The organism is Synechococcus sp. LA31, assembly GCF_018502385.1.
In the GTDB taxonomy this organism is placed as follows: domain Bacteria; phylum Cyanobacteriota; class Cyanobacteriia; order PCC-6307; family Cyanobiaceae; genus Vulcanococcus.
Genome location: NZ_CP075523.1, coordinates 2021326 through 2047745, shown reverse-complemented (window position 1 = coordinate 2047745; position 26420 = coordinate 2021326). Strand labels below are relative to the sequence as shown.

Annotated in this window: 28 protein-coding genes; 18 read left to right on the top strand and 10 right to left on the bottom strand. The window is 66.8% G+C overall.

What is annotated here, in order from left to right:
* Nucleotides 1–34 precede the first annotated feature (34 nt).
* Nucleotides 35–1024 (top strand): RpoD/SigA family RNA polymerase sigma factor, encoded by a 990-nt coding sequence (locus tag KJJ24_RS11185; RefSeq protein ID WP_214338765.1) that lies wholly within the window; start codon nt 35–37, stop codon nt 1022–1024.
* Between the two features lie 19 nt (nt 1025–1043).
* On the opposite strand, the gene KJJ24_RS11180 is transcribed toward KJJ24_RS11185, so the two are convergent.
* Nucleotides 1044–3251 (bottom strand): cation:dicarboxylate symporter family transporter, encoded by a 2208-nt coding sequence (locus KJJ24_RS11180; protein ID WP_214338763.1) that lies wholly within the window; start codon nt 3249–3251, stop codon nt 1044–1046.
* Nucleotides 3252–3267: 16 nt separating this feature from the next.
* Nucleotides 3268–4239, bottom strand: a complete 972-nt coding sequence (locus KJJ24_RS11175) for a substrate-binding domain-containing protein (RefSeq protein WP_214338761.1) — start codon at nt 4237–4239, stop codon at nt 3268–3270.
* A 92-nt stretch (nt 4240–4331) separates the two neighbouring features.
* Here KJJ24_RS11175 and mutY point away from each other — a divergent pair, with 92 nt between their 5' ends.
* Together mutY and KJJ24_RS11165 are read left to right on the top strand one after the other, a co-directional pair.
* A complete protein-coding gene (mutY, locus tag KJJ24_RS11170) occupies nt 4332–5498 on the top strand; it encodes an A/G-specific adenine glycosylase (RefSeq protein WP_371811726.1) in 1167 nt (388 codons plus the stop codon).
* 13 nt (nt 5499–5511) lie between these two features.
* Nucleotides 5512–6516, top strand: coding sequence for a carbohydrate kinase (locus tag KJJ24_RS11165; RefSeq protein WP_214338759.1), 1005 nt, complete (start codon nt 5512–5514; stop codon nt 6514–6516).
* Nucleotides 6517–6593: 77 nt separating this feature from the next.
* Here the strand turns inward: KJJ24_RS11165 and tsaE are convergent, their stop codons facing one another.
* Nucleotides 6594–7046 carry a tRNA (adenosine(37)-N6)-threonylcarbamoyltransferase complex ATPase subunit type 1 TsaE gene (gene tsaE / locus KJJ24_RS11160; protein WP_214338757.1) on the bottom strand — a complete coding sequence of 151 codons (453 nt, stop codon included), beginning with the start codon at nt 7044–7046 and terminating at the stop codon, nt 6594–6596.
* A 155-nt stretch (nt 7047–7201) separates the two neighbouring features.
* Between tsaE and ahcY the strand changes: the two genes are divergently transcribed.
* Together ahcY and KJJ24_RS11150 are read left to right on the top strand one after the other, a co-directional pair.
* Complete coding sequence (ahcY, locus tag KJJ24_RS11155) at nt 7202–8629, top strand: adenosylhomocysteinase (protein WP_214338755.1); 1428 nt, start codon at nt 7202–7204, stop codon at nt 8627–8629.
* Nucleotides 8630–8701: 72 nt separating this feature from the next.
* The gene (locus tag KJJ24_RS11150) at nt 8702–9361 is read left to right on the top strand and encodes a DedA family protein (protein WP_214338753.1); all 660 of its coding nucleotides are present in this window, start codon (nt 8702–8704) and stop codon (nt 9359–9361) included.
* Between the two features lie 88 nt (nt 9362–9449).
* Here the strand turns inward: KJJ24_RS11150 and KJJ24_RS11145 are convergent, their stop codons facing one another.
* Entirely contained in the window at nt 9450–9842 is a 393-nt protein-coding gene (locus KJJ24_RS11145) for a single-stranded DNA-binding protein (protein WP_214338751.1), read from the bottom strand.
* A gap of 136 nt (nt 9843–9978) precedes the next feature.
* Here KJJ24_RS11145 and KJJ24_RS11140 point away from each other — a divergent pair, with 136 nt between their 5' ends.
* The 7 genes from KJJ24_RS11140 (at nt 9979) to KJJ24_RS11110 (ending at nt 16455) form a co-directional block, all read left to right on the top strand.
* Nucleotides 9979–11025, top strand: a complete 1047-nt coding sequence (locus KJJ24_RS11140) for a rod shape-determining protein (RefSeq protein WP_214338749.1) — start codon at nt 9979–9981, stop codon at nt 11023–11025.
* 5 nt (nt 11026–11030) lie between these two features.
* Nucleotides 11031–11768, top strand: a complete 738-nt coding sequence (gene mreC, locus KJJ24_RS11135) for a rod shape-determining protein MreC (protein WP_214338747.1) — start codon at nt 11031–11033, stop codon at nt 11766–11768.
* A gap of 2 nt (nt 11769–11770) precedes the next feature.
* Nucleotides 11771–12274: a rod shape-determining protein MreD gene (locus tag KJJ24_RS11130; RefSeq protein WP_214338745.1), complete on the top strand. Its 504-nt coding sequence runs from the start codon at nt 11771–11773 to the stop codon at nt 12272–12274.
* A gap of 4 nt (nt 12275–12278) precedes the next feature.
* Nucleotides 12279–13661 (top strand): sugar ABC transporter substrate-binding protein, encoded by a 1383-nt coding sequence (locus KJJ24_RS11125; RefSeq protein ID WP_214338743.1) that lies wholly within the window; start codon nt 12279–12281, stop codon nt 13659–13661.
* Nucleotides 13662–13780: 119 nt separating this feature from the next.
* Complete coding sequence (rpaB, locus tag KJJ24_RS11120; protein ID WP_256437217.1) at nt 13781–14587, top strand: response regulator transcription factor RpaB; 807 nt, start codon at nt 13781–13783, stop codon at nt 14585–14587.
* A gap of 38 nt (nt 14588–14625) precedes the next feature.
* Nucleotides 14626–16146, top strand: coding sequence for a lysine--tRNA ligase (lysS, locus tag KJJ24_RS11115; RefSeq protein ID WP_214338741.1), 1521 nt, complete (start codon nt 14626–14628; stop codon nt 16144–16146).
* Nucleotides 16147–16191: 45 nt separating this feature from the next.
* The gene (locus KJJ24_RS11110; RefSeq protein ID WP_010312387.1) at nt 16192–16455 is read left to right on the top strand and encodes a hypothetical protein; all 264 of its coding nucleotides are present in this window, start codon (nt 16192–16194) and stop codon (nt 16453–16455) included.
* Between the two features lie 10 nt (nt 16456–16465).
* Here the strand turns inward: KJJ24_RS11110 and KJJ24_RS11105 are convergent, their stop codons facing one another.
* From KJJ24_RS11105 to egtB, 5 genes are read right to left on the bottom strand one after another with little or no spacing between them, the layout of a single operon-like run.
* Entirely contained in the window at nt 16466–16639 is a 174-nt protein-coding gene (locus KJJ24_RS11105; RefSeq protein ID WP_250544654.1) for a hypothetical protein, read from the bottom strand.
* A 46-nt stretch (nt 16640–16685) separates the two neighbouring features.
* Complete coding sequence (locus KJJ24_RS11100; RefSeq protein WP_214338740.1) at nt 16686–17147, bottom strand: hercynine metabolism protein; 462 nt, start codon at nt 17145–17147, stop codon at nt 16686–16688.
* Nucleotides 17144–17383 (bottom strand): hercynine metabolism small protein, encoded by a 240-nt coding sequence (locus KJJ24_RS11095; protein WP_214338739.1) that lies wholly within the window; start codon nt 17381–17383, stop codon nt 17144–17146. Before KJJ24_RS11095 ends, KJJ24_RS11100 begins: the two co-directional genes overlap by 4 nt.
* Nucleotides 17384–17401: 18 nt before the next feature.
* Nucleotides 17402–18388, bottom strand: coding sequence for an L-histidine N(alpha)-methyltransferase (gene egtD / locus KJJ24_RS11090; RefSeq protein ID WP_214338738.1), 987 nt, complete (start codon nt 18386–18388; stop codon nt 17402–17404).
* On the bottom strand, nt 18385–19608 hold the full coding sequence (gene egtB, locus KJJ24_RS11085) for an ergothioneine biosynthesis protein EgtB (protein WP_214338737.1): 1224 nt from the start codon (nt 19606–19608) through the stop codon (nt 18385–18387). The genes egtD and egtB overlap by 4 nt, the downstream gene beginning before the upstream one ends.
* Nucleotides 19609–19692: 84 nt before the next feature.
* Between egtB and KJJ24_RS11080 the strand changes: the two genes are divergently transcribed.
* Both KJJ24_RS11080 and KJJ24_RS11075 read left to right on the top strand, forming a co-directional pair.
* Entirely contained in the window at nt 19693–20694 is a 1002-nt protein-coding gene (locus tag KJJ24_RS11080) for a cysteine synthase A (protein ID WP_214338736.1), read from the top strand.
* A 12-nt stretch (nt 20695–20706) separates the two neighbouring features.
* Nucleotides 20707–22575, top strand: a complete 1869-nt coding sequence (locus KJJ24_RS11075; protein ID WP_214338735.1) for a phosphotransferase — start codon at nt 20707–20709, stop codon at nt 22573–22575.
* Here the strand turns inward: KJJ24_RS11075 and smpB are convergent.
* A complete protein-coding gene (gene smpB / locus KJJ24_RS11070; RefSeq protein WP_214338733.1) occupies nt 22569–23066 on the bottom strand; it encodes an SsrA-binding protein SmpB in 498 nt (165 codons plus the stop codon). The genes KJJ24_RS11075 and smpB overlap by 7 nt on opposite strands.
* Before the next feature lie 68 nt (nt 23067–23134).
* Here smpB and ruvB point away from each other — a divergent pair, with 68 nt between their 5' ends.
* The 4 genes from ruvB to KJJ24_RS11050 are packed head-to-tail and all read left to right on the top strand — an operon-like array spanning nt 23135 to nt 26416.
* Nucleotides 23135–24235, top strand: a complete 1101-nt coding sequence (gene ruvB / locus KJJ24_RS11065) for a Holliday junction branch migration DNA helicase RuvB (protein WP_214338731.1) — start codon at nt 23135–23137, stop codon at nt 24233–24235.
* The gene (locus KJJ24_RS11060) at nt 24232–25002 is read left to right on the top strand and encodes a tetratricopeptide repeat protein (RefSeq protein ID WP_214338728.1); all 771 of its coding nucleotides are present in this window, start codon (nt 24232–24234) and stop codon (nt 25000–25002) included. The genes ruvB and KJJ24_RS11060 overlap by 4 nt, the downstream gene beginning before the upstream one ends.
* Nucleotides 24999–26192 (top strand): amidohydrolase, encoded by a 1194-nt coding sequence (locus tag KJJ24_RS11055; protein WP_214338726.1) that lies wholly within the window; start codon nt 24999–25001, stop codon nt 26190–26192. The genes KJJ24_RS11060 and KJJ24_RS11055 overlap by 4 nt, the downstream gene beginning before the upstream one ends.
* Nucleotides 26192–26416, top strand: a complete 225-nt coding sequence (locus KJJ24_RS11050; protein ID WP_214338724.1) for a DUF3188 domain-containing protein — start codon at nt 26192–26194, stop codon at nt 26414–26416. The genes KJJ24_RS11055 and KJJ24_RS11050 overlap by 1 nt, the downstream gene beginning before the upstream one ends.
* Nucleotides 26417–26420 lie beyond the last annotated feature (4 nt).

Sequence of the window (26420 nt, the reverse complement as noted above, 5' to 3'; positions counted from 1 at the left end):
CAGGTAGGCTTTACATCAGTTCACAGGCCTTGCCGTGGTCGTTGCTGTTGATGCCTCGGGGCTGAGCACCGATCTGGTGCGCTCCTACCTGCGCGATATCGGTCGCGTACCGCTGCTCTCCCATGAGCAGGAGATCACCCTTGGCCGCCAGGTGCAGGAGCTGGTGGCCTTAGAAGAGCTCGAGCAGGAGCTCGAGATGCGCGCCGGCGGCGCCAAGCCCGATCACACCCAGCTCGCCAAAGCTGCCCAGCTCACCCCCCAGCAGCTGAAGAAACGCCTGCGCAGCGGCCAGCGGGCCAAGGAGCGAATGGTGGCGGCCAACCTGCGCCTGGTGGTGAGCGTGGCGAAAAAATACACCAAGCGGAATATGGAACTCCTGGATTTGATCCAGGAGGGCACCATTGGATTGGTGCGGGGCGTGGAGAAGTTCGACCCCACCCGCGGCTACAAGTTCTCCACCTATGCCTACTGGTGGATCCGCCAGGGCATCACCCGTGCGATCGCGGAGAAGAGCCGCACGATCCGCCTGCCGATCCACATCACCGAAACGCTGAACAAGCTCAAGAAGGGCCAGCGTGAGCTGAGCCAGGAGCTGGGCCGCACCCCCACCGTCACCGAGCTGGCGGAATTTGTGGAGTTGCCGGAGGAGGAGGTGAAGGATCTGCTTTGCCGCGCCCGCCAACCGGTGAGCCTGGAAACCAAGGTGGGCGATGGCGACGACACCGAACTGCTCGATCTGCTGGCGGCCAATGGCACCCAGCCCGAGGAGCTGGTGGATGGCGAGTGCCTGCGCAGCGATATGCGCGATCTGCTCGAGCAGCTCCCAGACCTGCAGTGCCGCGTGCTCAAGATGCGCTATGGCATTCCCTGCGCTGATGTGCCCGAACCTGATGAACCGATGAGCCTTACCGGCATCGGCCGCATCCTCGGCATGAGTCGCGACCGCGTGCGCAACCTCGAGCGCGACGGCCTTGCCGGCCTGCGCCGCCTCAGCGAGAACGTGCAGGCTTACGTGGCGGTGTAGCGGGTTCCGGCCAGCCACCTCAGTTGGCCAGCCCCTCCACCCAGTGGCGGAACACCTGATCCCGCAGGCCGTCGGCCCGGGCGTACTGCATCCACAGTTCCCACACGTGCCGCAGGCTTTCGCCCTTCTGTGGGAAAGCGCGTGCAGCCGGCAGGCTGAGGGCCGGTTGGGGCACCAGCAGGCTCAGATCCGGCTCCAGCACCGTCCAAGCTGAACCCTTCTGGGCCGAGAGCAGCACCGCATCCACCTCACCCCGCCGCAGGCTCTGAACCAGGGCCTCGAGAGGCTGCTGTGGATACAGCGTGGCTCTGGGCAACAGCTGCCGGGCCCACTGCAGCAGGAAGGGAGACGTGGTGGGCAGGCCCAGGCGCAGGCCTTCCTGCTGCCGCAGGTCCTGCCAGCTGCGTTGATCGCGCAGTCGTTCGCTGTGCAGCAGCAGCGATACGCCGAACACCTCCTGCAGATCGCTGAACTGCAGATCTGCGCCTCGCTCCGGAGCTGGGGCGCGCAGAGCGATGGTCATGTCGCAGCGCTGCTCCATCAGGGCTCGATCAGCGCTGGAGACGCCGTATTCCGGGTCCTGGCTGTTGGTCACCGGCAGAAATCGCGCCTCGAGGCCCATCTGTTCTGCGAACAGCAAACCCAGCTCCACATCAGCGCCCACCAGCGCTCTGCGCTGGTTCACAAACGCCATTGGGTAGTCGTGAAGCTGGGTGCAGTAGCGGATGGTTCCCCGTTGGCGGATGGCGGCCCAGCGACCGGCCTGGGGCAGTGCTGGGGCCGCTGCATCCAGCAGGGTGGCCGCGCCCTTGGCCCGGGCGAAGCGCTGGGATTCCAGCTGCTGCCGCAGGGGGTTGCCAGGGGTTGGCAGGCGATCAAAGCTCAGCCGTGCCCCTCCCACGAACAGGGGCAGGCTGAGTAGAGCCAGCCCGGGCCTGAGCAGGCGCCGCAGGCAGGTGCGCGGCGATTCCAGGCTCAGCCAGGTGGACAGCAACACCAGGCTGATCACGCTCATGCAGGCCAGCAGCGTGCCCAGCCGTGCCACCGCCAGTTGATCCATCGCCACGTACAGCTGCACCAGGTCGGCCGGCATCCCCAGGCGGTTGAGCAGGAAGGTCATGGCCATTACGCCTTCCAGGAAGGTGCTGGCCAGTCCGGTGATCAGGAATTCAGGTAGGCCTGAGGGTGGCAGCGGGTTGCCGCTCAGCCAGCCGGCGAAGGGCACGAAGCCGAGCGATAGCAGCCGCCCCATGTCCGGGAAAACCAGGGCCAGCGGCGTTAGCACCTCCACCGGCAGCTCCACATCCCGCCGGATGGCTGCCATGGCCTGCTCCTGATCGCAGCGCACGCCCTGGCGTTCGGCGCGGGCCTGCACGATCAGTTCCTTGCCGCGCTCCACCAGCAGTGGCAGCACCACAAATAAATTGGCTGTGGCGAAGGCAATGATCAGTGGCGTGCGGAAGCATCGCAGCAGCTGGCGTATCGAGATCGGCGTGATCGCGCTGATCAGCAGCGGCAGCACCACCAGCGCCAGGAGCAGCACCAAACCGCCCTGCAGCACCAGGTAGATCCCCAGCCTCGGCACCTCCGCCGGCGAGAGGGAGGAGGCCGCTCCGGCCAGGATCGCAAACACCCCCAGTGGCGTGAACTGCGCCACCACAGCCGAGATCTTCAGCAGAGCCGCGCTGAGCCGATCGAGCCCCGCGATCAACCCCTCGCGGGCCGGCACGCTGATCAGTGCCATGCCCAGGCAGAGCGAGAACAGCACCACCGCTGGGATCTGGGCGGTGGCGAAGGCCTCGAAGGGGTTCACGGGGATGAACAGCTCGAGCAGATTCAGCGGCTTGGGCGGCTCCAGCAGGCTGGGCCGGAACAGGCTGGCGTCCTGCCAGGCCGGGAAGCCCAGGGGCAGCAGCAGCACCGCCACCAGGGCCAGGCCCCACAGCAACAACAGCACCAGTGCCGATCGGCTGAGCAGGCGTCCCGCCTGGTGGAGTTCCAGCCGACCCACACCGGCGATCAACGACAAGCTCAGAAAGGGCAGCACCGGCATCTGAAACAGCCGCAGAAAGCCGTCGCCCACAGGCCTCAGGCTCTGCACCACCGCGGCGGGCAGCCAGAAGCCCAGCACCAGCCCCGCCACCAGGCCCTCCAGCACCTGCACCGCCAGCGATTGCCGCAGGAACAGGCGCAGGGGTGCCAGCAGCATGCGCAACAGCCTTCGCATCCGCTCCTGGTCAGGTTCAGCCCTCAGGATGCTGCGTGCGGTTTGGATTGCCAGCACTCTCCGGTGTCACTCCGAGCACAGAGATTCCCGTATCGATCCGTTGGATCGGTGGTGCTCCAAGGCTCTGCTGCCAGAGCGTCAGCACCGACCAATACCCCTGAGAGATGGGCCTGCTGGCTGCCGTGGAATCCACAACACCACCTTGGATCAGGTTCAGCAGTTCAGGCAGGTCATCGAGGGCCACCACCTGAACACTGCCTTGTTTGCCTAGGGCCTGGATTGCGCGACCCACGCCGATCCCGCCGCCTGCGTCGCTCACCACCCATCCCTTCAGTTGCGGGTGCTGTTGCATCGTTGCCAAGGCCAGTTGTTGGGCGGTTTCAACGTTGTCGTTGTCCGCAGGGCTGGCCACCACCTTGATGCCGGGATAGTTCGCGAACAGCTTGCGGTGACACTCCGCCCGGATGGCGTGGTTGGGAGCCGTCGGCACGCCCCGCATGATCGCCACCTCGCCCTGGCCGCCCAGCAAGTTGGCCAGGCGTTGCGCTGTGATCTGGGCCTGTTGGCAGAAGTTGGCGCCGATGCTGGTGATCGGGAGATCTGCTGGCGGTTCTGAGTCGAACACGGTGATGGGGATGCCCTCGCGCTCGGCCTGCTCCAGCAGAGGTTTGAGCCTGGTTGCATCCAGTAGGTCGATCGTGATCCCGGTGGGTTTCGAGCGGATGGCTGCTTGGAGCATGGCCGCCTGCAGCTCGGCCTCTGCTTTGGCCGGCGGCCGGTAATCGATCACCACAGGGGTGTTGGTTTGCCCCTGGATCATCTGGGCAGCCGCCTTGGCGCCACCATGCACGGCCTCAAACCAGGGATGGGTGACTTTGGGAATCACCACAAACCGCAGCCCCGGCGTTGCTGCCTCACCCTTCCCTGCACCGATGAGGATGGAGCCGCTGATGATCAGGGCATGAAGGCTGGCAGGCAACAGGCGCATGGATCCTGGCGGCAACACCGCAGCCGCTTGAGCTGGCCCCTCACCTTGGAGATGAGGGATCGGGCTTGCATCCCTTCGTGACCTTCTGACAGGTGGCGAGGTTGCTGCTGGCAGACCTGAGCAAACTCAGCGCTCGCGCCCCCGAGCTGCGCCAACTGCTACTGCGTTGGTGGCAGACCCATGGCCGCCATTCCATTCCCTGGAAGCTGCTCTCAGATCACCGCCGGCCGGAGCCCCGGGAGCAGCTCGATCCCTACCCCATCTGGGTGGCCGAGGTGATGCTCCAGCAAACCCAGTTGCAGGTGGTGCTCCCTTACTGGCTGCGCTGGATGGAGGCTTTTCCCAAGCTGGCGGCGTTGGCCGCTGCTGAAGAGCACGACGTTCTTCTGCTCTGGCAGGGCCTGGGCTACTACGCACGCGCCCGGCGTTTGTTGGCCGGTGCTCGGCAGATGCAAACGCAGATCGAAGCAGCTTGGCCCCAGGATCAAGCGAGCTGGCTGGCATTGCCGGGAATCGGCCGGAGCACCGCCGGCAGCATCCTGTCTTCAGCCTTCAATCAGCCCTTCGCCATCCTCGATGGCAACGTGAAACGGGTGCTGGCACGGCTGATGGCTTGCGAGCGGCCTCCGGCACGGGAGCTCAAGCTCTTCTGGGCCCTCAGTGAAGCGTTGCTGGATCCTGAACGCCCGCGCGATTTCAACCAGGCCCTCATGGACCTGGGGGCGACTGTTTGTACCCCGCGCCATCCCCGCTGCGAGCAGTGCCCTTGGCAGGTCCACTGCGCTGCCTACGCTGCCGGCGACCCCGCTGCCTATCCCGTGACGGATGCCCCCCGCGAGCTGCCTTTTCAGGTGATTGGTGTGGGGGTGGTGCGCAACGACGCCGGCCAGGTGCTGATCGATCAGCGCCTCAACGAGGGGCTGCTGGGCGGACTGTGGGAATTCCCCGGCGGTAAGCAGGAGCCCGGCGAGCCGATTGAAGCCACCATCACCCGTGAACTGCAGGAGGAGCTGGCGATTGAGGCCCAAGTGGGTGAGGAGCTGATCACCCTGGAGCACGCCTACAGCCACAAGCGCCTGCGCTTTGTGGTGCACCTCTGCCGCTGGATCAGCGGTGAGCCCCAGCCGCTGGCCAGCCAGCAGGTGCGCTGGGTGGAGCCCACTGAGCTTGGCGATTACCCCTTTCCTGCAGCAAATGCGCGGATCATTGCCGCCTTGCTCGAGCGTTTGCAAGCTGAAAGCAGTGCCGCTGCGGCCTGAGGCCGCCTGAGCCATGGCTGCTGCGCCGCAGGTGATCTGTCTTGGGGAAGCCCTGGTGGATCGGCTTGGACCCCTCGGCGGTGACCCCACCACAGCTCCCCCTGATCAGTGCGATGACCGCCTGGGTGGCGCCCCCGCCAACGTGGCCTGCGCCCTGGCCCGGCTTGGCACGCCAGCAGCTTTTGTGGGCCGCCTTGGCTGCGATCCCATCGGTGATGCCTTCAGCCGGCTGCTGGCCGAGCGCGGCGTTCACCTCAGCGGGCTCCAGCGCGACGCCAGCCGGCCAACCCGCATCGTGCTGGTGCGCCGCGATGCCACCGGCGACCGCAGCTTCGGCGGTTTTGCCGGTGATCGCGGCGAAAGATTTGCCGATCAGGCCCTCGATGCCACCGCAGTCGACGCTGCTCTGCAGCCCCTTCTGGCGGAGGCCCGTTGGCTGCAGGTGGGAACCATCCCCCTCGCCTCGCCGGCATCGGCATCAGCGCTTGAGGCGGCTGTGCGGCTGGTGGCTGCTGCGGAGGTGCCGATAGCCCTGGATGTGAACTGGCGGCCCACCTTCTGGGACCCTGCTGCGGCCGCTGCCGCTGGCCCGCCGGATGCAGCGGTGGCGCTGATGCGTCCCCTGCTGCAGCGGGCTGCCCTGATCAAGCTGGCGGCGGAAGAGGCCCAGTGGCTGTTTGGCAGCAGCGATCCGGCTGTGATCCGGGCGTCACTGCCGCAGCAACCGGCGGTGGTGGTTACCGATGGTGGCGCGCAGGTGGCTTGGTGTTTTGGAGCCAGCAGCGGCGTGATGCCCGCCTACTCCGTGCCCGTGGTGGACAGCACCGGCGCCGGCGATGCCTTCCTGGCTGGTTTGCTGCATCAGCTCTGCTCTCACCCGCAGTTGCTGGAGGCGGGTAGCGCCGAAGCCGTGCGTTTTGCCAGCGCTTGCGGCGCCCTGGTGTGCGGCGGGGCGGGCGCGATTGACCCCCAACCCACCGATGCGCAGGTGGAGGCGTTTTTGGCTGCGAGCGTCTGAGGGGTTGTGTTGGCTTGAGGGGTGCTTGGCTGAGCTGTCCAACAACGGATATCCATGGATATCTCGAGTTGGACAGCTCAGCCAAGCCAAGCCCGCCGGCCCGCCTCCGGTTTATCCGGCTGCAGCAGCTCAAGGGCAATCTGCCAGGCACCGCTCGGCACGAAGCTGAGCCGCTCGGCCCACTCCACCGCCATCAGGGCTTGGAGGGCCAGGGCCTCTTCCTCCTCCTGGGCAAACAGTTCATCGGCGGCGGCAGGGTGCTCAAGCCGGTAGAGATCGAGATGCACCAGCGCCGCTGCGCTGCCTGTGTAGTGCTGGGCGAGGGCGAAGGTGGGGCTGGTGATCGGCTCATCGATGCCCAGTCCGGCGGCGAGGCCTTGCGTTAAACAGGTTTTGCCCGCCCCGAGATCTCCCTGCAGCAGCAGGATTGGCCGCGGGCCGGGCGGTAGAGACAGCCATTGCTGCGCCAGCTCCCTGCCCAGGGCCTGGGTGGCGGCGGCATCAGCCAGCAGCACGTTGCGCGATTCCATCCCGGTAGATTGGCTTGAAGCGAGCCCGAAGCCTCGGCGTCTCCGCAGATATTCCAACGCGATTGATCTCCTGGCCTGGCCCGAGCTCGCTGAGCTGCGTGGTTTGCGCTTCGATCAACCGCTTTTTTCGTTCCACACAACTCGCATTCCCTTTCATGGTGGCAACCCCCACTGCGCCTGTGCTGCAGAGCACCAGCACCTACGTGATCGCCGATCTCGGCCTGGCCGACTTCGGCCGCAAGGAGATGGCGATCGCTGAAACCGAGATGCCTGGCCTGATGGCCCTGCGCGAGAAGTTCGGCGCTGAACAGCCCCTCAAGGGTGCTCGCATCGCGGGTTCCCTGCACATGACGATTCAGACCGCCGTTCTGATCGAAACCCTGGTGGCCCTCGGCGCTGAAGTGCGCTGGGCCAGCTGCAACATCTTCTCCACCCAGGATCACGCTGCTGCGGCCATTGCTGCCGCCGGCATTCCCGTGTTCGCCTACAAGGGCGAAACTCTCGATGAGTACTGGGCCTTCACCCACCGCATTCTCGAGTGGGGCGATGGTGGCAGCCCAAACATGATCCTCGACGACGGCGGCGATGCCACCGGCCTGGTGATGTTGGGCACCAAGGCCGAGAGCGATCTCTCGGTGCTCGATAACCCCTCCAATGAAGAGGAAACCGCGCTCTTCAACAGCATCCGCCAGAAGCTGGCGGCGCAGCCTGGCTTCTACTCCCGTATCAAGGCCCAGATCCAGGGCGTCACGGAAGAAACCACCACCGGCGTGGCCCGTCTGTATCAGCTGCAGAAGAGCGGTGAGCTGCCCTTCCCGGCGATCAACGTCAACGATTCGGTCACGAAGAGCAAGTTCGACAACCTCTACGGCTGCCGCGAATCGCTGGTCGACAGCATCAAGCGCGCCACCGATGTGATGGTGGCCGGCAAGGTTGCCCTGGTGCTTGGCTACGGCGATGTGGGCAAGGGTTCGGCCCAGTCGCTGCGCGGCCTCGGCGCCACGGTGATGATCGCTGAGGTCGACCCGATCTGCGCCCTGCAGGCGGCGATGGAGGGCTACCGCGTGGTGCGTCTGGAAGACGTTGTGCGCGATGTGGACATCTTCGTGACCGCCACCGGCAACTTCCAGGTGATCCGCCATGAGCACCTGATCCAAATGAAGGATCAGGCGATCGTGTGCAACATCGGCCACTTCGACAATGAGATCGATGTGGCGTCGCTGAAGCAGTACAGCTGGGACAACATCAAGCCCCAGGTGGATCACATCGTGCTGCCCTCGGGCAACAAGATCATCCTGCTGGCTGAAGGCCGTCTGGTGAATCTGGGCTGTGCCACCGGCCACCCCAGCTTCGTGATGAGCAACTCCTTCACCAACCAGGTGCTGGCGCAGATCGAGCTGTTCACCAAAGGTGATCAGTACGCCAAAGAGGTGTACGTGCTGCCCAAGCACCTCGATGAGATGGTGGCTCGCCTCCACCTCGAGAAGATCGGCGCCAAACTCACCGAGCTCACCGCCGAGCAGGCTGCCTACATCAACGTTCCCGTGGAAGGCCCCTACAAGCTCGACCACTACCGCTACTGATCCAGCGGCCACGGCATCCCGGATCACCGGATCCGGGATGCCGCACAATCACCCACAACACGAACAGGCCGGATGGGACTCGCTGAGTTGGTGCAGCAGCTGCCGCAATTGATCGGTGCGGCGGTGGAAGCCAATCCCTGGATGGGCTACGGCGCCATCTTTGCGGCGATGTTCCTCGAGAACCTGTTCCCGCCGATCCCCTCAGAGCTGATCATGCCTCTGGGGGGTTTTTATGTGCACCAGGGGCAGTTGGCGCTGATCCCAGTGGTGATCGCCGGTTTGCTGGGCACGGTGCTCGGAGCCCTGCCCTGGTACGGCATCGGCCGCTTGATCAACGAGGAGCGGATCGAGCAGTGGCTGGAGCGCCATGGCCGCTGGATCGGCATCAGCGCGCAGGAATTTCATCGCAGCCGCACCTGGTTCAACCGCTACGGCACGGCCCTGGTGTTCTGGGGCCGCCTCGTGCCGGGCATTCGCACCCTGATCTCGGTGCCCGCCGGCATCGAACTGATGCCGCTCACTCCCTTCCTGATCTGGACTACTGCCGGCAGCTTGATCTGGACCCTGCTGCTCACCCTGGCCGGCATGGCCCTCGGTGAGGGCTACACCAACGTTGAACTCTGGATCGACCCCGTCGCCAAGGTGATCAAGGTTCTCCTGGTGATCGCCGTCGCCTCCGCCGCCATCTGGCTTGGCCTGCGCATCTGGAACAAGCGCAACACCAGCCACTAAGTCCACTCCGTTCAACTTGCCCAGGAGATGGGGATCAGGATCCTCCCCTTCGGAACATCAGCCTGATCCCCATCTCCCGACCACGACTTCAGAAGGGCACTTCCTCTTCCGTGGGTTCACCGCCGAAACCACCGCCGCCGCCGTAACCGCCACCTGCCTCTGCGTCGCGCTTGGAGCCGAGGAGCTCGAGGCGGTCGACGCGGATCACCGGCTTGCTGCGCTCTTCGCCGCTGGTGCGGTCGGTCCAGCGGTCGAGTTTGAAGCTGCCGATGATGCCGAGCAGAGAGCCCTTGCGTACATAGTCGGCAGCCACCTGGGCTTGTTTGCCCCAGATCTCGAGGTTGAACCAGTCGGGTTCGTCGTTATTGGAGCGGCGGTTCACGGCCATGGTGAGGTTGGCCACCATGCTTCCCGATTCGAAGTAGCGAACTTCGGGGTCGCGACCGGCCCGGCCGACGAGGGTGATCGAGTTGACGCCCATGGCGTTCTCCTGGTGATGCGTTGGGTTAATGATGCAGTCCGCTGAGGGCCTGCTTCATAGGGAGAGTTCCACCCTTTGGCCCGGATGTTCCATCGGCCCACTCCACCTATGATTCGCGCCGCTAGGCGGCCCCTCAGTGTTCTTCAAACGTTTCCAGCTCTCCCGCGACATCGGCATCGATCTGGGAACCGCCAACACCCTGATGTACATGTCGGGTAAAGGCATCGTGCTGCAGGAGCCCTCAGTGGTGGCCATCGATCTGGAGCGTGGCGTGCCCCTGGCTGTGGGTGATGAAGCCAAGCTGATGCTCGGCCGCACCCCCGGCAACATCCGCGCCGTTCGTCCTCTGCGCGATGGCGTGATCGCCGACTTCGACGCCGCCGAGCAGATGATCAAAACCTTCATCCAGAAGGGCAACGAAGGCCGCGGCATCGTGGCGCCACGGTTGGTGATCGGCATTCCCAGCGGTGTGACCGGCGTGGAGCGCCGCGCCGTGCGTGAGGCTGGTCTCGCTGGTGCCCGCACCGTGCACCTGATCGATGAGCCCGTGGCGGCCGCCATCGGCGCTGGCCTTCCCGTCACCGAGCCGGTGGGCACGATGATCGTGGATATCGGCGGCGGCACCACTGAGGTGGCCGTGCTGTCGTTGGGCGGCACCGTGCTGAGCGAGTCCGTGCGCGTCGCCGGCGATGAACTCAGCGATGCCATCAGCGTGTATCTGAAAAAGGTGCACAACCTGGTGGTGGGTGAGCGCACGGCTGAGGAGATCAAGATCCGCATCGGCTCCGCCTTCCCCGATGAGGTGCACGATGAAACCTCGATGGATGTGCGCGGCCTGCACCTGCTCTCCGGGCTGCCGCGCACCATCAACGTGCGCGCCGGCGACGTGCGTGAGGCGATGGCCGAACCGCTCAACGTGATCGTGGAGGCGGTGAAGCGCACCCTCGAGCGCACTCCGCCCGAGCTGGCCGCCGACATCGTGGATCGCGGCATCATGCTCGCCGGTGGTGGCGCCTTGGTGCGCGGGATCAGTGATCTGATCAGCCACGAGACCGGGATCCTGGTGCATGTGGCTGAAGATCCGCTGCTCTGCGTGGTCAACGGTTGCGGCATGGTGCTGGAGGACTACAAACGGCTCGAGCGCGTGCTTGATACGCCCGACTTCAGCCGCGTCACCGCCTGATTCCTATGCCCGGCCGCATCCTGCGCGTCCCCGGTTTGCGCAAGGTGGCCGAGGCCTGGCCCTGGTTGCTGCTGTTGCTGGCCCTGGTGGGCGTGCGTCTGAGCAAGGGGGCCGGTTTTGTGGATGCCTATGCGCTGCTCACTCGCCCCTTCTGGCCGGGTTCAGCCCAATCGGAATGGTTGCGATCGGCTCAGCAGCTCCAGAATCAGGCTGGCCTGCAGCAGTTGCAGCGCGATAACCAGCGCCTGCGCGGCATGCTCGAGCTCGACCGCGGCGGCGGTGCCCTGGTGTCGGCGCCAGTGATCTCGCGGGAACCCGGTGGCTGGTGGCAGCAGCTGGAGCTGGGGAAGGGCAGCCTCGATGGCATCAAGGCCGGCGATCCGGTGCTCGCACCCGGCGGTCTGATCGGGCGCGTGAGCAGCGTGACCCCCAGCACCGCTCGCGTGCAGCTGCTCACCGATAGCGGCAGCCGCCTTGGGGTGTGGGTGGCTCGGGTGCAGCGCCATGGCCTGTTGGTGGGGCAGGGCACAGCACGGCCGCGGCTGCAATTTCTGGAGAAAGACACCGGTGTGCGCCCCGGCGATGTGATCACCACCTCCCCGGCCAGCACCCTGGTGCCGCCCAATCTGCTGGTGGGGGTGCTGCAGAGCGTGAATGAGCAGCTGGCACCAGCGCCGGATGCGGCGGTGCAACTCAGTGCGCCGGTGGATGCGGTGGATTGGGTGCAGGTGGTGACCCGTTAACCATGGGCGTATTGCACCGCCAGCGCTGGTGCGGGGCTACAGGCCTGGTGGTGCCGCTGCTCACCCTGGCCTCCCCGGCATTGTTGAAGCTCACCGGTGTGCCCCCCAGTTGGGCCGTGCTCTGGCTGCTGCCATGGGCCTTGGTGGATGGCCCCGCCTCCGGTGCGATAGCCGGCCTGGCCTTGGGTTTGGTGCTCGATGGCTTGCACCTGGGTCAGGCCAGTGAGGCGCCGGTGTTGATGTTGCTCGGCTGGTGGTGGGGGCGCATCGGCCGCCGCGGTGTGCCGATCGAGCGCAGCTACAACCTGGGCTTGCTGGCGCTGATCGGTTCGCTGTTGCTGGGTGCGAGTGTGCTGCTGCAGTTGTTCTGGAGCGGCCAGCTGCCGCTGGCGGCGGCGGGCTTGCACACCTTGGTGGCCCAGAGCCTGATCACCGGGCTGCTGGCACCGGTGCTCTGCTCGCTGCTGCTGCTGCGCTGGCGCCGGATTGCGGATCTGAGGAGTTGAGGCCATGGCTGATCCGATCAATGCCTCACCAACCCCAAAACCCCTGCGTCGCCGTTTGTTGCTGCGCCGCCTGGCTGCCACCGCCGCTGGCGTCATCGCAGCCGTGGGCATCGGCGCTTGCCGTCACCCTGGCCCGCAGCCGGGTGCTGCCCGCACGATTCAGTTCTGGACCCTGGATCTGGCGCCCAAGTTCAACACCAACATCCAGGGTGTGATCGCCGCCTGGGAGCAGCAAAACCCCGGCTATCGGGTGGTGTGGACCGATATCCCTTGGGGCTCGGTGGAGCGCAAGCTGCTGGCGGCGGTGTTCGCCCGCACCGCGCCCGATGTGGTGAACCTCAATCCGCTGTTCGCGGCCAACCTGGCCAGCAAAGGCGGCCTCTTGCCGTTGGACGGGGTATTGCCTGCCGGGGCGCCCCAGGGCTATCTGCCGCTGATCTGGCAGGCGGGTCGCAGTGCCGGGCCTGATGGACAGCCCGAGCAGTTCGCCATTCCCTGGTATCTCACCGCCCGCATCACCCTGGCCAACACGGGCCTGCTGCAGCAGGCCGGCTACAGCGCTCCGCCGCGCACCTGGGCCGAGGTGCCCGCCTACGCCGAGGCGGTGCGGCGCCGCACCGGCCGCTATGCCCTGTTCGTCACGGTGGTGCCCGACGACTCGGCCGAGCTGCTCGAAAGCCTGGTGCAGATGGGGGTGACCCTGCTTGGCCCCCAGCAGCGCGCCGCTTTCAACAGCCCTGCCGGCCGCCGTGCCTTTGCGTTTTGGACCGACCTGTACCGCCGCGGCCTGCTGCCCCGGGAGGTGGTGAGCCAGGGTTACCGCCGCGCTATCGAGCTGTATCAAAGCGGTGAGCTGGCCCAGGTGGGCAGCGGTGCCGAATTCCTGCGCAGCATCCAAACCAACGCCCCCCAGATCGCGGCGGCTACCCGCCCCTATCCGCCGATCACCGGTGCCGGTGGCGACGCCAACGTGGCGGTGATGACCTTGGCGATCCCCCGCCAGAGCCAGGTGGCTGAGCAGGCGGCCAACTTCGCCCTGTTTCTCACCAACGCCGCCAATCAGCAACGCTTCGCCGAGCAGGCGCGGGTGCTGCCCTCCTCCAGCGGTGCCCTGCAGCAGCTGCGCCGCAATCTGGAGGCGGAGCAGCCAGCCACTCAGCCTGAAGCGCTGGTGCAGCAGGCGCGCTTGCTTTCGGCCGACACCCTGGCTCAGGCCCGCGTGCTGGTGCCCGCCAGCCCTGGCGTGAAGCGCCTGCAGGCCATCATCTACACCCAGCTGCAGCGGGCCATGCTCGGCCAGATCAGTAGCGATGCAGCCCTGGCGGAGGCGGAGCGGCAGTGGAATGCCTATGCCGTGGGGCGCTTTGCTGGGCAGGCCAGCCGTTAATTCCTCCGCCGGAAGAAATCCTTAAGACTTGGGCTATTGGCCCTGTTCCCAGAGGGTTTGGGGCGCGTTCGGTTCATCCTGAGCTGTATCGTTGCGCTTCTTCATCACCTGTTGTGCGTATGGCCCTCGGCGACCAGCACCAGCACGGTGATGCGTCCGGGGCCGCGTCAGGCAACGGTGAGCACAGGGCCACCTTGTTGGTGGTAGACGACGAGCCGGCGGTGCGCCGCGTGCTGGTGATGCGTCTGCAGCTAGCCGGCTATCGAGTGGTGTGCGCCGAAGACGGCGAAGAAGCTCTTACCCTTTTTCATCAGGAGCAGCCCGATCTCGTCGTGCTCGACGTGATGCTGCCCAAGCTCGATGGTTTTGCGGTGTGCCGCCGGCTGCGGGCTGAATCCTGCGTGCCGATCATTTTCCTGTCGGCCCTCGACGCCATCGCTGAGCGCGTAGCCGGCCTCGATCTCGGCGCCGACGACTACCTGCCCAAACCCTTCAGCCCTAAAGAGCTCGAAGCCCGCATCGCCACGATCCTGCGCCGTGTGGGCCGCGGCTCCGCCAGCGCCGAGCCCCGTGATGTTGTTCCTGGTCAGGGCGTGCTGCGCCTGGGCGATCTGGTGGTCGACACCAACCGCCGCCAGGTCACCCGCGACGGTGAGCGCATCGGCCTCACCTACACCGAATTCAGCCTGCTTGAGCTGCTGTTCCGCGAGCCAGGCCGGGTGGTTCCCCGCGCAGAGATCCTTGAGCAGCTCTGGGGCTATCCGCCGCGGCGCGCTGCCGATCTGCGGGTTGTGGATGTGTACGTGGCCCGTCTGCGGGGCAAGCTTGAGCCCGATCCCCGTAACCCTGAGTTGATCCTCACGGTGCGCGGCACCGGCTACGCCTCCCAGCGTGTGGGCGAGGCCGGCATGGCTGCGGCCGGCTGATCCTGCAGGATGGCCGGCAACTGAGCTGATCCGGTCCCTTGTCTGAGCTGCGCGAGACCCGCCTCGAGAAAGGCAAGGCCCTAGCTGAGCTGGGCCAGGGGCCCTATGCGCTGCGGTTTGAGCCCAGCCACCGCACCGCAGACCTGCAGGAAGCCCACGCCGATCTGGCCAACGGCCAGGAGCGCGACGTTGCTGTCGCCGTGGCCGGCCGGGTGATGACCCGCCGCGTGATGGGCAAGCTTGCCTTCTTCACCCTCGCCGATGAAACTGGCCCGATCCAGCTCTTTATCGAAAAGGCCACGCTCGCGGCCTCGATGCCGGAAGACCCCGAGGCCTTCGCTCACATCACCTCCTTGGTGGATGCAGGCGATCTGATCGGCGTGCAGGGCACGCTGCGCCGCACCGATCGCGGTGAGCTCTCCGTGAAGGTGCAGGGTTGGCAGATGCTCAGCAAGAGCCTGCAGCCGCTGCCCGATAAGTGGCATGGCCTGGCCGATGTGGAGAAGCGTTACCGGCAGCGCTACCTCGATCTGATCGTGTCGCCCGACACCCGCGAAACCTTCCGGCGCCGGGCGCTGGCGGTGAGTGCAATCCGCCGCTGGCTGGATGAGCGGGGCTTCCTGGAGATCGAAACGCCGGTGCTGCAGAGCGTGCCTGGTGGTGCCGATGCCCGGCCGTTTGAAACCCACCACAACGCACTCGATCTGCCGCTCACCCTGCGCATCGCCACCGAGCTGCACCTCAAGCGGCTGGTGGTGGGTGGGTTCGAGCGGGTGTATGAGCTGGGCCGGATCTTCCGCAACGAGGGCATCAGCACCCGCCACAACCCGGAGTTCACCTCGATTGAGGTGTACCAGGCCTATGCCGACTACAACGACATGATGGATCTCACGGAGCAGCTGATTGCTCACGTGTGCCAGCAGGTGTGCGGCAGCACGGTGATCAGCTATCAGGGCACCGAGATCGATCTCACGCCCCCCTGGCGGCGGGTGACCATGCACGAACTGGTGCAAGAGGCCACCGGGCTCGATTTCAGCGGCTTCAGCTCCCGCGCCGAGGCGGCTGCGGCGATGGAAGCCAAGGGATTGGCGACGCCAGCCTTGGCCGATTCCGTGGGCCGTTTGTTGGTGGAGGCCTTCGAGCAAACGGTGGAAACCGATCTGATCCAGCCCACCTTTGTGATCGATTACCCGGTGGAGAATTCGCCCCTGGCCCGGGCCCACCGCAGCAAGCCCGGCCTGGTGGAGCGTTTTGAGCTGTTCATCGTGGGCCGCGAAACCGCCAATGCCTTCAGCGAGCTGATCGATCCGGTGGATCAGCGCCAGCGCCTGGAGGCTCAGATGGCCCGCAAGGCCGCCGGCGACGACGAAGCCCAGCAGGTGGATGAGGATTTCATCCAGGCCCTTGAGGTGGGTATGCCCCCCACCGGTGGCCTGGGAATCGGCATCGACCGGCTGGTGATGCTGCTCACCGACAGCGCCTCGATCCGCGATGTGATCGCCTTTCCGCTGCTGCGGCCGGAAGCCCGCAGCGGCCCCGCGACACCCGCAATGGGATAATCAACCCTGATAGGCAATCTCCCCCGCAGGGGGGCACGGGATCCCATGAGTGGCGAGCGCGTCGGTTTCCGCTTCAAGCACGCTGATGCGGTGGTGAAGCGCAACCCCCAGGGCCGCTCCCGCCGCGGTTGGGTGATGGAGCCGGTGGAGCAAACCACCAGTCGTGGCACCAAAATGCCCGCCTACCGCATCCGCTGGCGCGATAGCGAGCGCCCCGAGATCGTGCTTCAGCACATGCTGATCGCCGATCCCGATCCCACCCCGCCGCCCGAGGGTGTGAGCTTGGTGCCCCCCGCCCCCAAGCAGTAAGCCCAAGCGTTTACGACCAGCCCTTGAGCCGGTAAAGCGCCAGCCCCAGGTGCTCTTTCAGCGCAAGGCTGCTCAGATGCAGCGCTTGGGCGTTGGGGGCCAAGCCCAACAGCACCGATCCTGCGGTGGGCCGGCCGTAGCGGCTGCGGTTGGGGAGCTGGTAGTCGCACGCCACCGGAATCACCAGGCCCCCGCAGCTTGGAGAGCAGAAATCCCATGGATCGCACCGATCAGTGGCGCTGGTTTTGTTGGCGGCGCAGCTGTTCCAGTTCCTGGTCGAGTTCAAAGCGGGCCCAGGCCTGATCAAGGGGCTCGTTGGCTGTGCTGCTCGGCCGGGCGTTTGTGTTGCTCTGCACCTGTTGGCCCAGTTGCTCTAGGGCCTGCCACTGCTGGCGGCCGCGCTCCATCAGTTGATTCACCTGCTGATCGGCCCGCCCGGCCAGATCGAGGGCGCCGGCGGCGCGCGCTCGCTGGGCGCGGTCGCGCCACTGGCGAATGTCTGCAGCAAGCCGCAGCAGGGTGCTCCGAAGTGCTTCGGCTTGCTGCAGGAGCTGGCGCTGGCGTTGGCGGCGCTCCCGGCGTTCTTGTTCCTGCAAGAGCGCTTCTTGGGCAGGATTCGCTTGCAGGAAAGCATCCAGCTGTTGCTCCAGCCGGGCCTCCAGTTGCTCCAGCCAGTCGGCCGCTGAGCTCATCGGGCCTCGGGTTGCTCGGGGGCCTTGGTGATCAGCGGCGCTTCGATCTCCTCCTGCAGTGGGGTGATCGCGGCTTCGCGGGAGCGCAGCAGCAGCTGGGTGAGCCGGGCGATGCCGCCTTCGCCCAGGTTCTGGCTGGCCAGGTTCTCGAAGGCGGCGCCATAGAGCTCCTCCAGCTGGGCGATCAGGGTCTCGCGCAGCTCGCGCACGGCCCGGCGCTGCTCTTCCCTCGACATGCTCGCTCCCCGCTGCGTTCAGTCTGCCTGCACCAGCAGATGCAGCGATAGATCACCGGCCGGATCGCTCCAGCGCCGTTTACCCCGCCAACCGGCGGATGCCGCCAGTTCCAGGAAGGCCTCAGGGCTGTATTTCGCGCTGGTTTCGGTGATCAGCGTTTCCCCCTCGGCAAAGGTCCACACCTGGCCGGCCAGCTTCACCTGCTGCTGCTTCTGGCTCACCAGCGCCATCTCGATATGGCTGTGCTCCGGCTTCCACACGGCTTGGTAGCGGAACGCGGTTTCCTCAAAGCTGCCGGCTAGATCGCGGTTGAGCCGCGTGAGCAGGTTGAGCGCAAAGGCTGCCGACACCCCAGCGGCATCGTTGTAAGCCGCCTCCAGGCGCTCGCGGGTCTTGGGCTGGTCGATGCCGATGAGCAGTGTGCTGCCGGGCCCGAGGAGTTTGTGGAATTGGCGCAGCAGCGCCCTGGCGGCCTCCGGGTTGAAGTTGCCCAGGGAGCTGCCAGGGAAGAAGCCCAGATGGGCCTTGCCGCTCAGCAGGGGATGCTCCGGCAGCTGCTCCAGCTGGCTGTAGTCGCAGCACACACCCAGGATCGGCACCTTCGGAAACTGCTGCTGCAGCCGCGCGCAGGCCGGCTCGAGATGGTCAGCGCTGATATCCAGCGCCACGTAGGCCGGCTGGCTAAGGGCTTGCAGCAGCGGTGCCACCTTGCGGGCACTGCCGGCGCCGAATTCCACCAGCGTGCCGCTGCCGAGGGCCGCGGCGATGGCGGTGGCCTCCCGCTCAAGCAGGCTGGTTTCGGTGGCGGTGAGTGTGTATTCCGGCTGCTGGCAGATCAGGTCAAACAGGCGGGAACCTTCGGCGTCGTAGAGAAACCAAGCCGGCAATTGCTTGGGGGTGCGGCTGAGGCCCTCGATCACCAGCTGGCGCATGTCCGCCGGGGCGGGATGCAGATCGAGCAGCTCCACCGCCCGTGCCACCCCGGTTGCGGCGCCACCCCTCATCGCTGCACCTCGCGCACCAGCCTCACGCCACTGGCCATCCAGCGGCTCGCCGGTGGATAGAAGTTGCGATAGGTGAGCCGCTCGTGGCCGGTTGGCGTGAGGAAGCAGCTGCCGCGGAGCACGAATTGCGAGGTCATGAACTTGCCGTTGTATTCCCCCACCGCTCCCGCCGCCGGTGCAAAGCCCGGGTAGGGGCGGTATGGGCTGCCGGTCCACTGCCACAGGCAGCCGTTGGCCTGGGGCAGCGCACCGCCGGCGGCCGCCAGCTCCCATTCCGCTTCGCTGGGTAGCCGCGCCCCGGCCCAGCGGGCATAGGCATCGGCTTCAAACCAGCTCAGATGGCGCACCGGCGCTTGCGGTTGGCGCGGCCGCCGCCCCGCCAGCGTGAACTCCCACGCGCCCCGCCAGTAACGCGGAGCCTGCCAGCCCCGCTGCTGCACCACGGCCCAGCCTTCGCTCATCCACAGCTCCGGGCGGCTGTAGCCGCCATCGGCGATGAAATCGGCAAACTCTGCGTTGCTCACCAGTTGGTTGGCGATGGCGTAGGGCTCAAGCCAGATCCGATGGCGTGGCGCCTCGTTATCGAAATGAAAGGAGCCCTGCAACCCGTCGGGGCCGCCTGTGCCACCCGGATGGCCGATCTCCACCAGCCCTCCCGCAACCTCCATCCAGCTCGGGCTGGCCGGGGCCGCTGCGGCGCTGCGCTCGTAGGTCGCCTCCGGCTGCACGGCTCCAGCACCGGCCGGGTAGGCCGCCGGCTCGAGCGGATTGCGGCTGAAGCCATCGAGTAGGTCCATCAGCAACAGCTCCTGGTGCTGTTGCTCGTGCTGGAGGCCCAGCTCCACCAGGGTGGGATCGAGGTGCTCCAGCTCTTGCTCAAGGGCAGCGGTGACCCGCTGACGCCAGGCGAGCACTTCGGCGATCGGGGGGCGCGTCAGCAGACCCCGTTGCGGCCGTGGGTGCCGCTCCCCCACGGCTTCGTAATAGCTGTTGAACAAATAACGCCAGCGGCTCTCGGCCGGCTCGTAGCCGGGCCGCTGGCCCAGCAGAAACTCCTCGAAAAACCAGCTGGTGTGCCCCAGGTGCCATTTGGCGGGGCTGGCATCGGCCATGCCCTGCAGGCAGAGGTCTTCCGGCTCGAGACCCTCAATCAGCGCTTCACTGGCCTGGCGGATCTGGCGCAGCCGGGTGAGCAGGGCTGGGGCTGCGCAGGGCGCCATGAGCTGGGGGCGTCTCTCGAGACCCTAGGGGTGGCAGCAAGCCCCCTACGATCGCGCCACTGCAAAACGCGTGGTGGCGAGCGCATGGCGGCCAGAGCTCCGGGAATCACCTCCGGCTTTGTGGGGGCCGTTGGCAACACGCCGCTGATCCGGCTCCATGCCCTCAGTGAGGCCACCGGCTGCGAGATTCTCGGCAAGGCCGAATTCATGAATCCCGGTGGCTCGGTGAAAGACCGCGCTGCCCTTGGAATCCTTCAGGAAGCGGAAGAGCAAGGCCTGCTCAAGCCCGGCGGCACGGTGGTGGAGGGCACCGCTGGCAACACCGGCATCGGTCTTACCCACCTGTGCAATGCCCGCGGTTACCGGGCCTTGATCGTGATCCCCGAAACCCAGTCGGCCGAGAAGATCGGCCTGTTGCGCAGCCTCGGGGCTGACGTGCGCACCGTGCCGGCGGTTCCCTACCGCGACCCCAACAACTACGTGCGCCTCTCTGGCCGCATCGCTGAGGAAACCCCTGGCGCCGTGTGGGCCAATCAGTTCGACAACCTGGCCAACCGCCGCGCCCACTTCAACAGCACCGGCCCCGAGATCTGGCAACAAACCGGCGGCCGGGTGGATGCCTGGGTGGCGGCCACCGGCACCGGCGGCACCTATGCCGGCGTGGCGCTCTACCTCAAAGAGCAGAACCCTGGAGTGCGCTGCGTGCTGGCCGATCCCAACGGCAGCGCCCTCTACAGCTGGGCCACCAGTGGCCAGCTGGCCAGTGAGGGCAACTCGATCACCGAGGGCATCGGCAATAGCCGCGTGACCGCCAATCTCGAGGGTGCCCCCATCGACGATGCGGTGCGCATCCACGACCAAGACGCTCTCGCCACGATCTACAACCTGCTTTGGCAGGAGGGGCTGTTTCTGGGTGGCTCGGTGGGCATCAATGTGGCCGCCGCTGTGGAAACCGCCCGTCGCCTGGGTCCTGGGCACACGATCGTGACGGTGCTGTGCGACAGCGGCGATCGCTACCGGTCACGGCTCTATGACGCTGCGTGGCTGAGCAGCAAGGGATTGCAGCAACCTGTGCGCTCAGCCTGAGTTGCTTCGGCGTTGGACCTGCCTGCCGCCACGGATCAACCACATGCCCAGCTGATTGCCGGCCGCTACCGCTTGGAGCGGCAGCTCTCCAGGGCTGAGCAGAGCGAACTCTGGCGCGCCAGTGATCAGCTGGCCGGTGATGGGCCGGTGGCGCTGCGGCGCATTTCGGCGGATCAAGAGGCGTTGCTGGCTGAGTTCCGCGCCCTCTGGCCGCGCTTGCAGGGGGTGTTGCATCCCCAGGTGCCCCGCTTCGGCGAGCTGATCGCTCAAGACGGCGACCTGTGGCTGCCTCGCGAGTGGCAGGAGGGCAGCAGTTACGCGGAGCTGCTGCAGGGGAGGCGCGAGCGCCAGCTGGTGTTTGGTGCCGGCGAGGTGTTGCTGTTGCTGCGCCAGTTGTTGCCGGCTTTGGCGGTGCTGCATAGCCAGGGGCTTTGCCATGGCGATCTGAGCCCCGCCAACCTGCTCCGCCGCGACCGCGACGGCCTGCCGGTGCTGCTCGATTTCGGCCCCGCAGGCGTGACCCCCGGCTATGCACCGCCGGAGCGAGGCCGCGGCGAGGCGCCCGCCACCTGGATGGATCTCTACAGCCTGGCGGTGGTGGCGTTGGTGCTGCTCAGCGGTGATGAGCCGGCCCAGCTGCTCGATCCAGCCAGCCTGAAGTGGCGCTGGCCCGTCGCTCTCGATCAGGAGCCAGACCTCAAGGCGGTGTTCGAACGCCTGCTCACTGTCGATGCCGACGCGCGCTTCCCTTCGGCATCGGCTGCCCTCCAGGCTTTGCAGCAGTTGCCCATGCCCGAGAGCACCGGTCCGGTGGCCCGGGCTGATCGCACCGTGGTGCTGGTGCCGCCCCCCCAGCCAAGCCCGGCCTTGCCGCTGGTGGCTGCCCCTGCTCAGCCGCCCTTGCCGCGCTCCCGCCAGGCGTTGAAGGAGGAAGCTGCCGAAGGCCGGCTGTGGCCGGTGGTGATCGCCCTGGTGGTGTCAGCGGTGCTGGGCACCGGGCTGGGTTGGGTGTTGTTGAGCCGCGGCCGGGTGAGCAGCCCCACCGCAGGGCCAACCGTGCAGCTGCCCAGCAGCCTGCCGCCGGCGGAGGTGAATCAGCGCCAGCAGTTGCTCAATCGTCTGCGGGCCCTGCAGATCGATCGCGGCTGGTTTCTCAAGCTGGTGGATGCCAGCCTCTTGGCCCAATACCCGGAGCGGGGCGGCCGCCTGCCCAGCGACAGCCTTGATGACGCTCCCCTGCGCAAGGTGTGGAATGAGCTGGCGCAGGATTGGCTGAGCCGGGTGGAGCAGCTGCCGCTGGAGCTGCGCACCCGCCTGGGCCGCTTCACCGCTGGCGATTGGCGCCGCCGCCAGGGAGATCTGGTGGCCCAGGGCCTGAGTGGCTCGGTGGTGGAGCAGCTGGTGTCGGGCAGTGCTCAAAACCTGCTGCCAGGCCGCTCCAGCGGTGAAATCCCACCCGAACCCTTCCGTCAGCTCTGGTATGCCGCCGCAGAGCAGGGCCTGGCCAACGTGCGCATCGAGGCGATCCAGGCCCAGCTGGGTGAAACCCGCGTGGTGTCGGCCGCGGTGCCGGCGGGTGGCGCGCGCCTGTTTCCGATTCGCTTGCCGGCGGAGAGCCGCCTGGTGCTGGGGGTGAATGGTTCGCCCCTGATGCAGATGAGCCTGTTCAGCGCTGATGGCGCAGTGCTGGAACCCCGCGGGCCCCTGCGGGTGGCAACCATCGGCGCGGTCAAGCGTTCCCCGGTGCAGCTCCTGGTCACCAACGAGGGTTTGGCGTCGGCCTTGATCACCCTGTCGCTGCGCGCGGACCCACCGCAGCTGGCACCTCTGCCAGCGCTGCCGTCAGCGGGTGAGAGTTCCGCTCCTGCTGCCCCTCAGTAGCGGGCGATGGCGGCTTTGGCGTCTTTGATGTCTTGCTTACGGCGCTCTTCCTGGCGTTTGTCGTGCAGCTTGCGGCCTTTGCCCAGGCCGATGGTGGCCTTGATCCAGGAACCCTTGAGGTGCAGGTTGAGCGGAATCAAGGTGAGGCCTTTCTGATCGAGGGCCACGCGCAGCTTGTCGATCTCGCGGCGGTGGGCCAGCAGCTGACGCACCCGCAGCGGCTCGTGGTTGAAGTAGGCGCCGGCGTGGCTGTGGGGTGAGATGTGCACGTTGTGCAGCTGCATCTGGCCGTTGCGGATCAGGCAGAAGCCATCGCGCAGATTCACCTGGCCCGATCGGATCGATTTCACCTCCGTGCCCACAAGCTCGATGCCGCACTCCAAGGTTTCGAGAATCTCGTATTGATGGCGCGCGAAGCGGTTGTCGGCCAGCAGCTTGTTGGCGGCATCCCGCAGGGCCTTGGCATTCTTTTTGCCCCCGCCCTTGGCCATAACGGATCCATCACTGCCCCGACCCTAGGGATCTCCCGCGCCGTCGCCAGCGCCGGTACCCTCGAGCGATGGCGATCGTGTCTTCCGGATCAGGCTCCGCCGCCGCTCGCGGGCCGCGGCAGCCCCGGCGCCTGGTGGATCCCGCGGCCGCGGCTGGCGAGGAGCGGGCAGCCGTGGCTCCGGCCCACGCACCAGAGGCTCCGATCCAGCGGGAAGACTCACTGCGGCCGCGGCGGCTGGCCGATTACATCGGCCAGCGGGAGCTCAAGCAAGTGTTGGGCATTGCGGTGGAAGCCACCCGCGCACGCGAGGAAGCGCTCGATCACGTGCTGCTTTATGGCCCGCCAGGCCTGGGCAAAACCACCATGGCTCTGGTGTTGGCCGAAGAGCTGGGTGTGCGCTGTCGCATCACCAGCGCACCCGCCCTGGAGCGTCCGCGCGACATCGTGGGCCTGCTGGTGAATTTGGAGCCGCGCGAGCTGCTGTTCATCGATGAGATCCACCGGCTCAACCGCGTGGCCGAGGAAATCCTCTATCCAGCGATGGAAGATTTCCGGCTCGATCTCACCGTGGGCAAAGGCACCACGGCCCGCACCCGCAGCCTGCCGGTTGCGCCGTTCACCTTGGTGGGTGCCACCACCCGCGCCGGCTCGCTCAGCTCGCCCTTGCGGGATCGCTTCGGCTTGATCCAGCGGCTGGAGTTCTACGGGATCGACGACCTGCAGGCGATCGTGTCGCGGGCCGCCGGTTTGCTCCAGATCGATCTCGACAGCGCTGCAGCTTTGGAAGTGGCGCGCCGCTGCCGCGGCACCCCCCGCATCGCCAATCGCTTGCTGCGGCGGGTGCGGGATGTGGCGGCCGTCGGCGGCCACGGCAGCGTGGGGGCTGACCTGGTGGAGGAAGCGCTGAGCCTGCACCGGGTGGATGGCCGTGGCCTGGATGCCAGTGATCGCCGCCTGTTGCATCTGCTCCAGCACGGCTATGGCGGCGGTCCGGTGGGGCTCGACACCCTTGCCGCAGGCCTTGGCGAAGATCCCGCCACCCTCGAGGCCGTGGTGGAGCCCTTTCTGTTGCAGCAGGGCCTGCTGCAGCGCACCCCCCGCGGTCGCGTGATCACCGAAGCCGGCCTGGCCCACCTGCAGGCCCATCCCGAACCAGCGGCTGCATGAGCACTCTCCTTGGCTTGATCCTCAGCCTGCAGCTGGCTGTCTCGGCCGCGTTGCCGCAACTGTTTGATCAGGCGCTCAGCGCCAGCCGTGCGGGTGATTTCGCCCGGGCCCTGCCCCTGTGGGATCAGGTGATCGAGCTGGCACCAGCTGATGCGGCGGCGTGGAGCAATCGCGGCAACGTGCGGCTGGCCCTGGGTGATGCCGAAGCGGCGATCGCCGATCAAACCCAGGCCATGGAGCTGGATCCCGTCAGCCCCGATCCCCATCTCAATCGCGGCACCGCCGAAGAGGCCCTCAAGCGCTGGGATGCGGCTGAAGCCGATTACCGCTGGATCCTGGAGGCCGATGCGGCCGCCGGTGATCCTCCCGATGCCTCCGCTCTTTACAACCTGGGCAATGTGCAGGGCTCCCGGGGCGACTGGCCCGCGGCCCGGCTCAGCTTCGTGGAGGCCGCCGATGCCCGCCCGGGGTTTGCCATGGCCCGCTCCAGTGCAGCTCTTGCGGCGTTTCAGCTCGGGGAGCTGGACCAGGCCGAAACAGAGCTGCGCCGCGTGATCCGCCGCTACCCGTTGTTTGCCGATGCGCGTGCTGGCCTTACAGCACTGCTTTGGCGGCAAGGGGCTCGGGGTGAAGCGGAAAGCCACTGGGCTTCGGCTTCGGGGCTCGATCCGCGCTACCGCCAGCCAGAATGGTTGCTGGAGATACGACGCTGGCCTCCGGAGCCAGTGCAGGCTCTCAGCGATTTCTTGGCTCTGGATAACGGATGAAGGCAGCGCAGCTCAAGGCCGCTGTGGCGGAGCAGCTGCCGGAGTTGGTGGCGATTCGCCGCCATCTGCATGCCCATCCCGAACTGAGTGGCAACGAACATCAAACCGCCGCTCTGGTGGCGGGTGAACTGCGCAGCCTCGGTTGGCGGGTGCAGGAAGGGGTGGGTCGCACCGGCGTTGTGGCCGAGCTGGGCCCGTCCCATACCCCCGCGGGCCAACCCACGCCACGGGTTGCGTTGCGGGTGGATATGGACGCCCTTCCCGTGGAGGAGCGCAGCGGTGTGCCCTTCGCTTCGGTGCATCAGGGTCTGATGCATGCCTGCGGCCACGACATCCACACCACGGTGGGGCTTGGTGTGGCGCGGATGCTGGCACCGCTGGCCGAGCAGCTGAGCGCCCAGGTGCGGCTGTTGTTCCAGCCGGCAGAGGAAACCGCCCAGGGGGCGGCCTGGATGCTGGCCGATGGGGCCATGGAGGGCGTCGACGCCCTCTTCGGTGTGCACGTGTTCCCGAGCCTGGCGGCGGGCAGCATTGGCGTGCGCAGCGGCAGCCTCACGGCGGCGGCCGGGGAGCTCGAGGTGGAGGTGCTCGGCGAGGGCGGGCACGGCGCCCGGCCCCACCAAAGCACCGATGCGATCTGGATCGCGGCCCGGGTGGTGAGCGGCCTGCAGGAGGCGATCAGCCGCCGCCTCGATGCCCTGCATCCGGTGGTGGTGAGCTTTGGGCGGATCGAGGGGGGCAAAGCGTTCAATGTGATCGCCGACCACGTGCGCCTGCTGGGCACGGTGCGCTGCCTGGATCTGGAGCTGCATGCCCAGCTGCCCGGTTGGATCGAGGAAACCGTGCAGGCGATCTGCACCGGTTACGGCGGCGAGGCCCGGGTGCGCTACCGCTGTATCTCCCCACCGGTTCACAACGATCCCGAGCTCACCCAGCTGGTGGCCGACGCTGCCAGCGATCTGCTGGGGCGCAACCAGGTGCAGTGGCTGGAGCAGCCCTCCCTCGGTGCAGAAGATTTCGCCGAGCTGCAGCAGGGCACCCGGGGCACCATGTTTCGCCTGGGGGTGGCGGGCCCTGAGGGCTGCACGCCGCTCCACAGCAGCAGTTTCCGCCCGGATGAAGCCTGTCTGGCCGTGGGCGTGGAAGTGCTCAGCGCCAGCCTGTTGCGCTGGATCGAAACCCAGGCCTGATGGCGAACCGTTCGCGCTTCAGCCGTGACTTGCTGGCGCTAGCCACGCCGCTCTTGATCCTGCTTGGCCTGGCGGGGGTGGCGCTACGGCAGGGGTCGGATCGGCTGCAGGCGGTGCCTGCTTTGGTGATTGGCGTGGCCTTGCTGCTGCAGAGCGCCTGGAGTTGGCGGCGGCGGCGGCGGGCGCTGCTCGAAGCCCTTCGAGACAACCGCGGTGAGTGCTGACCCA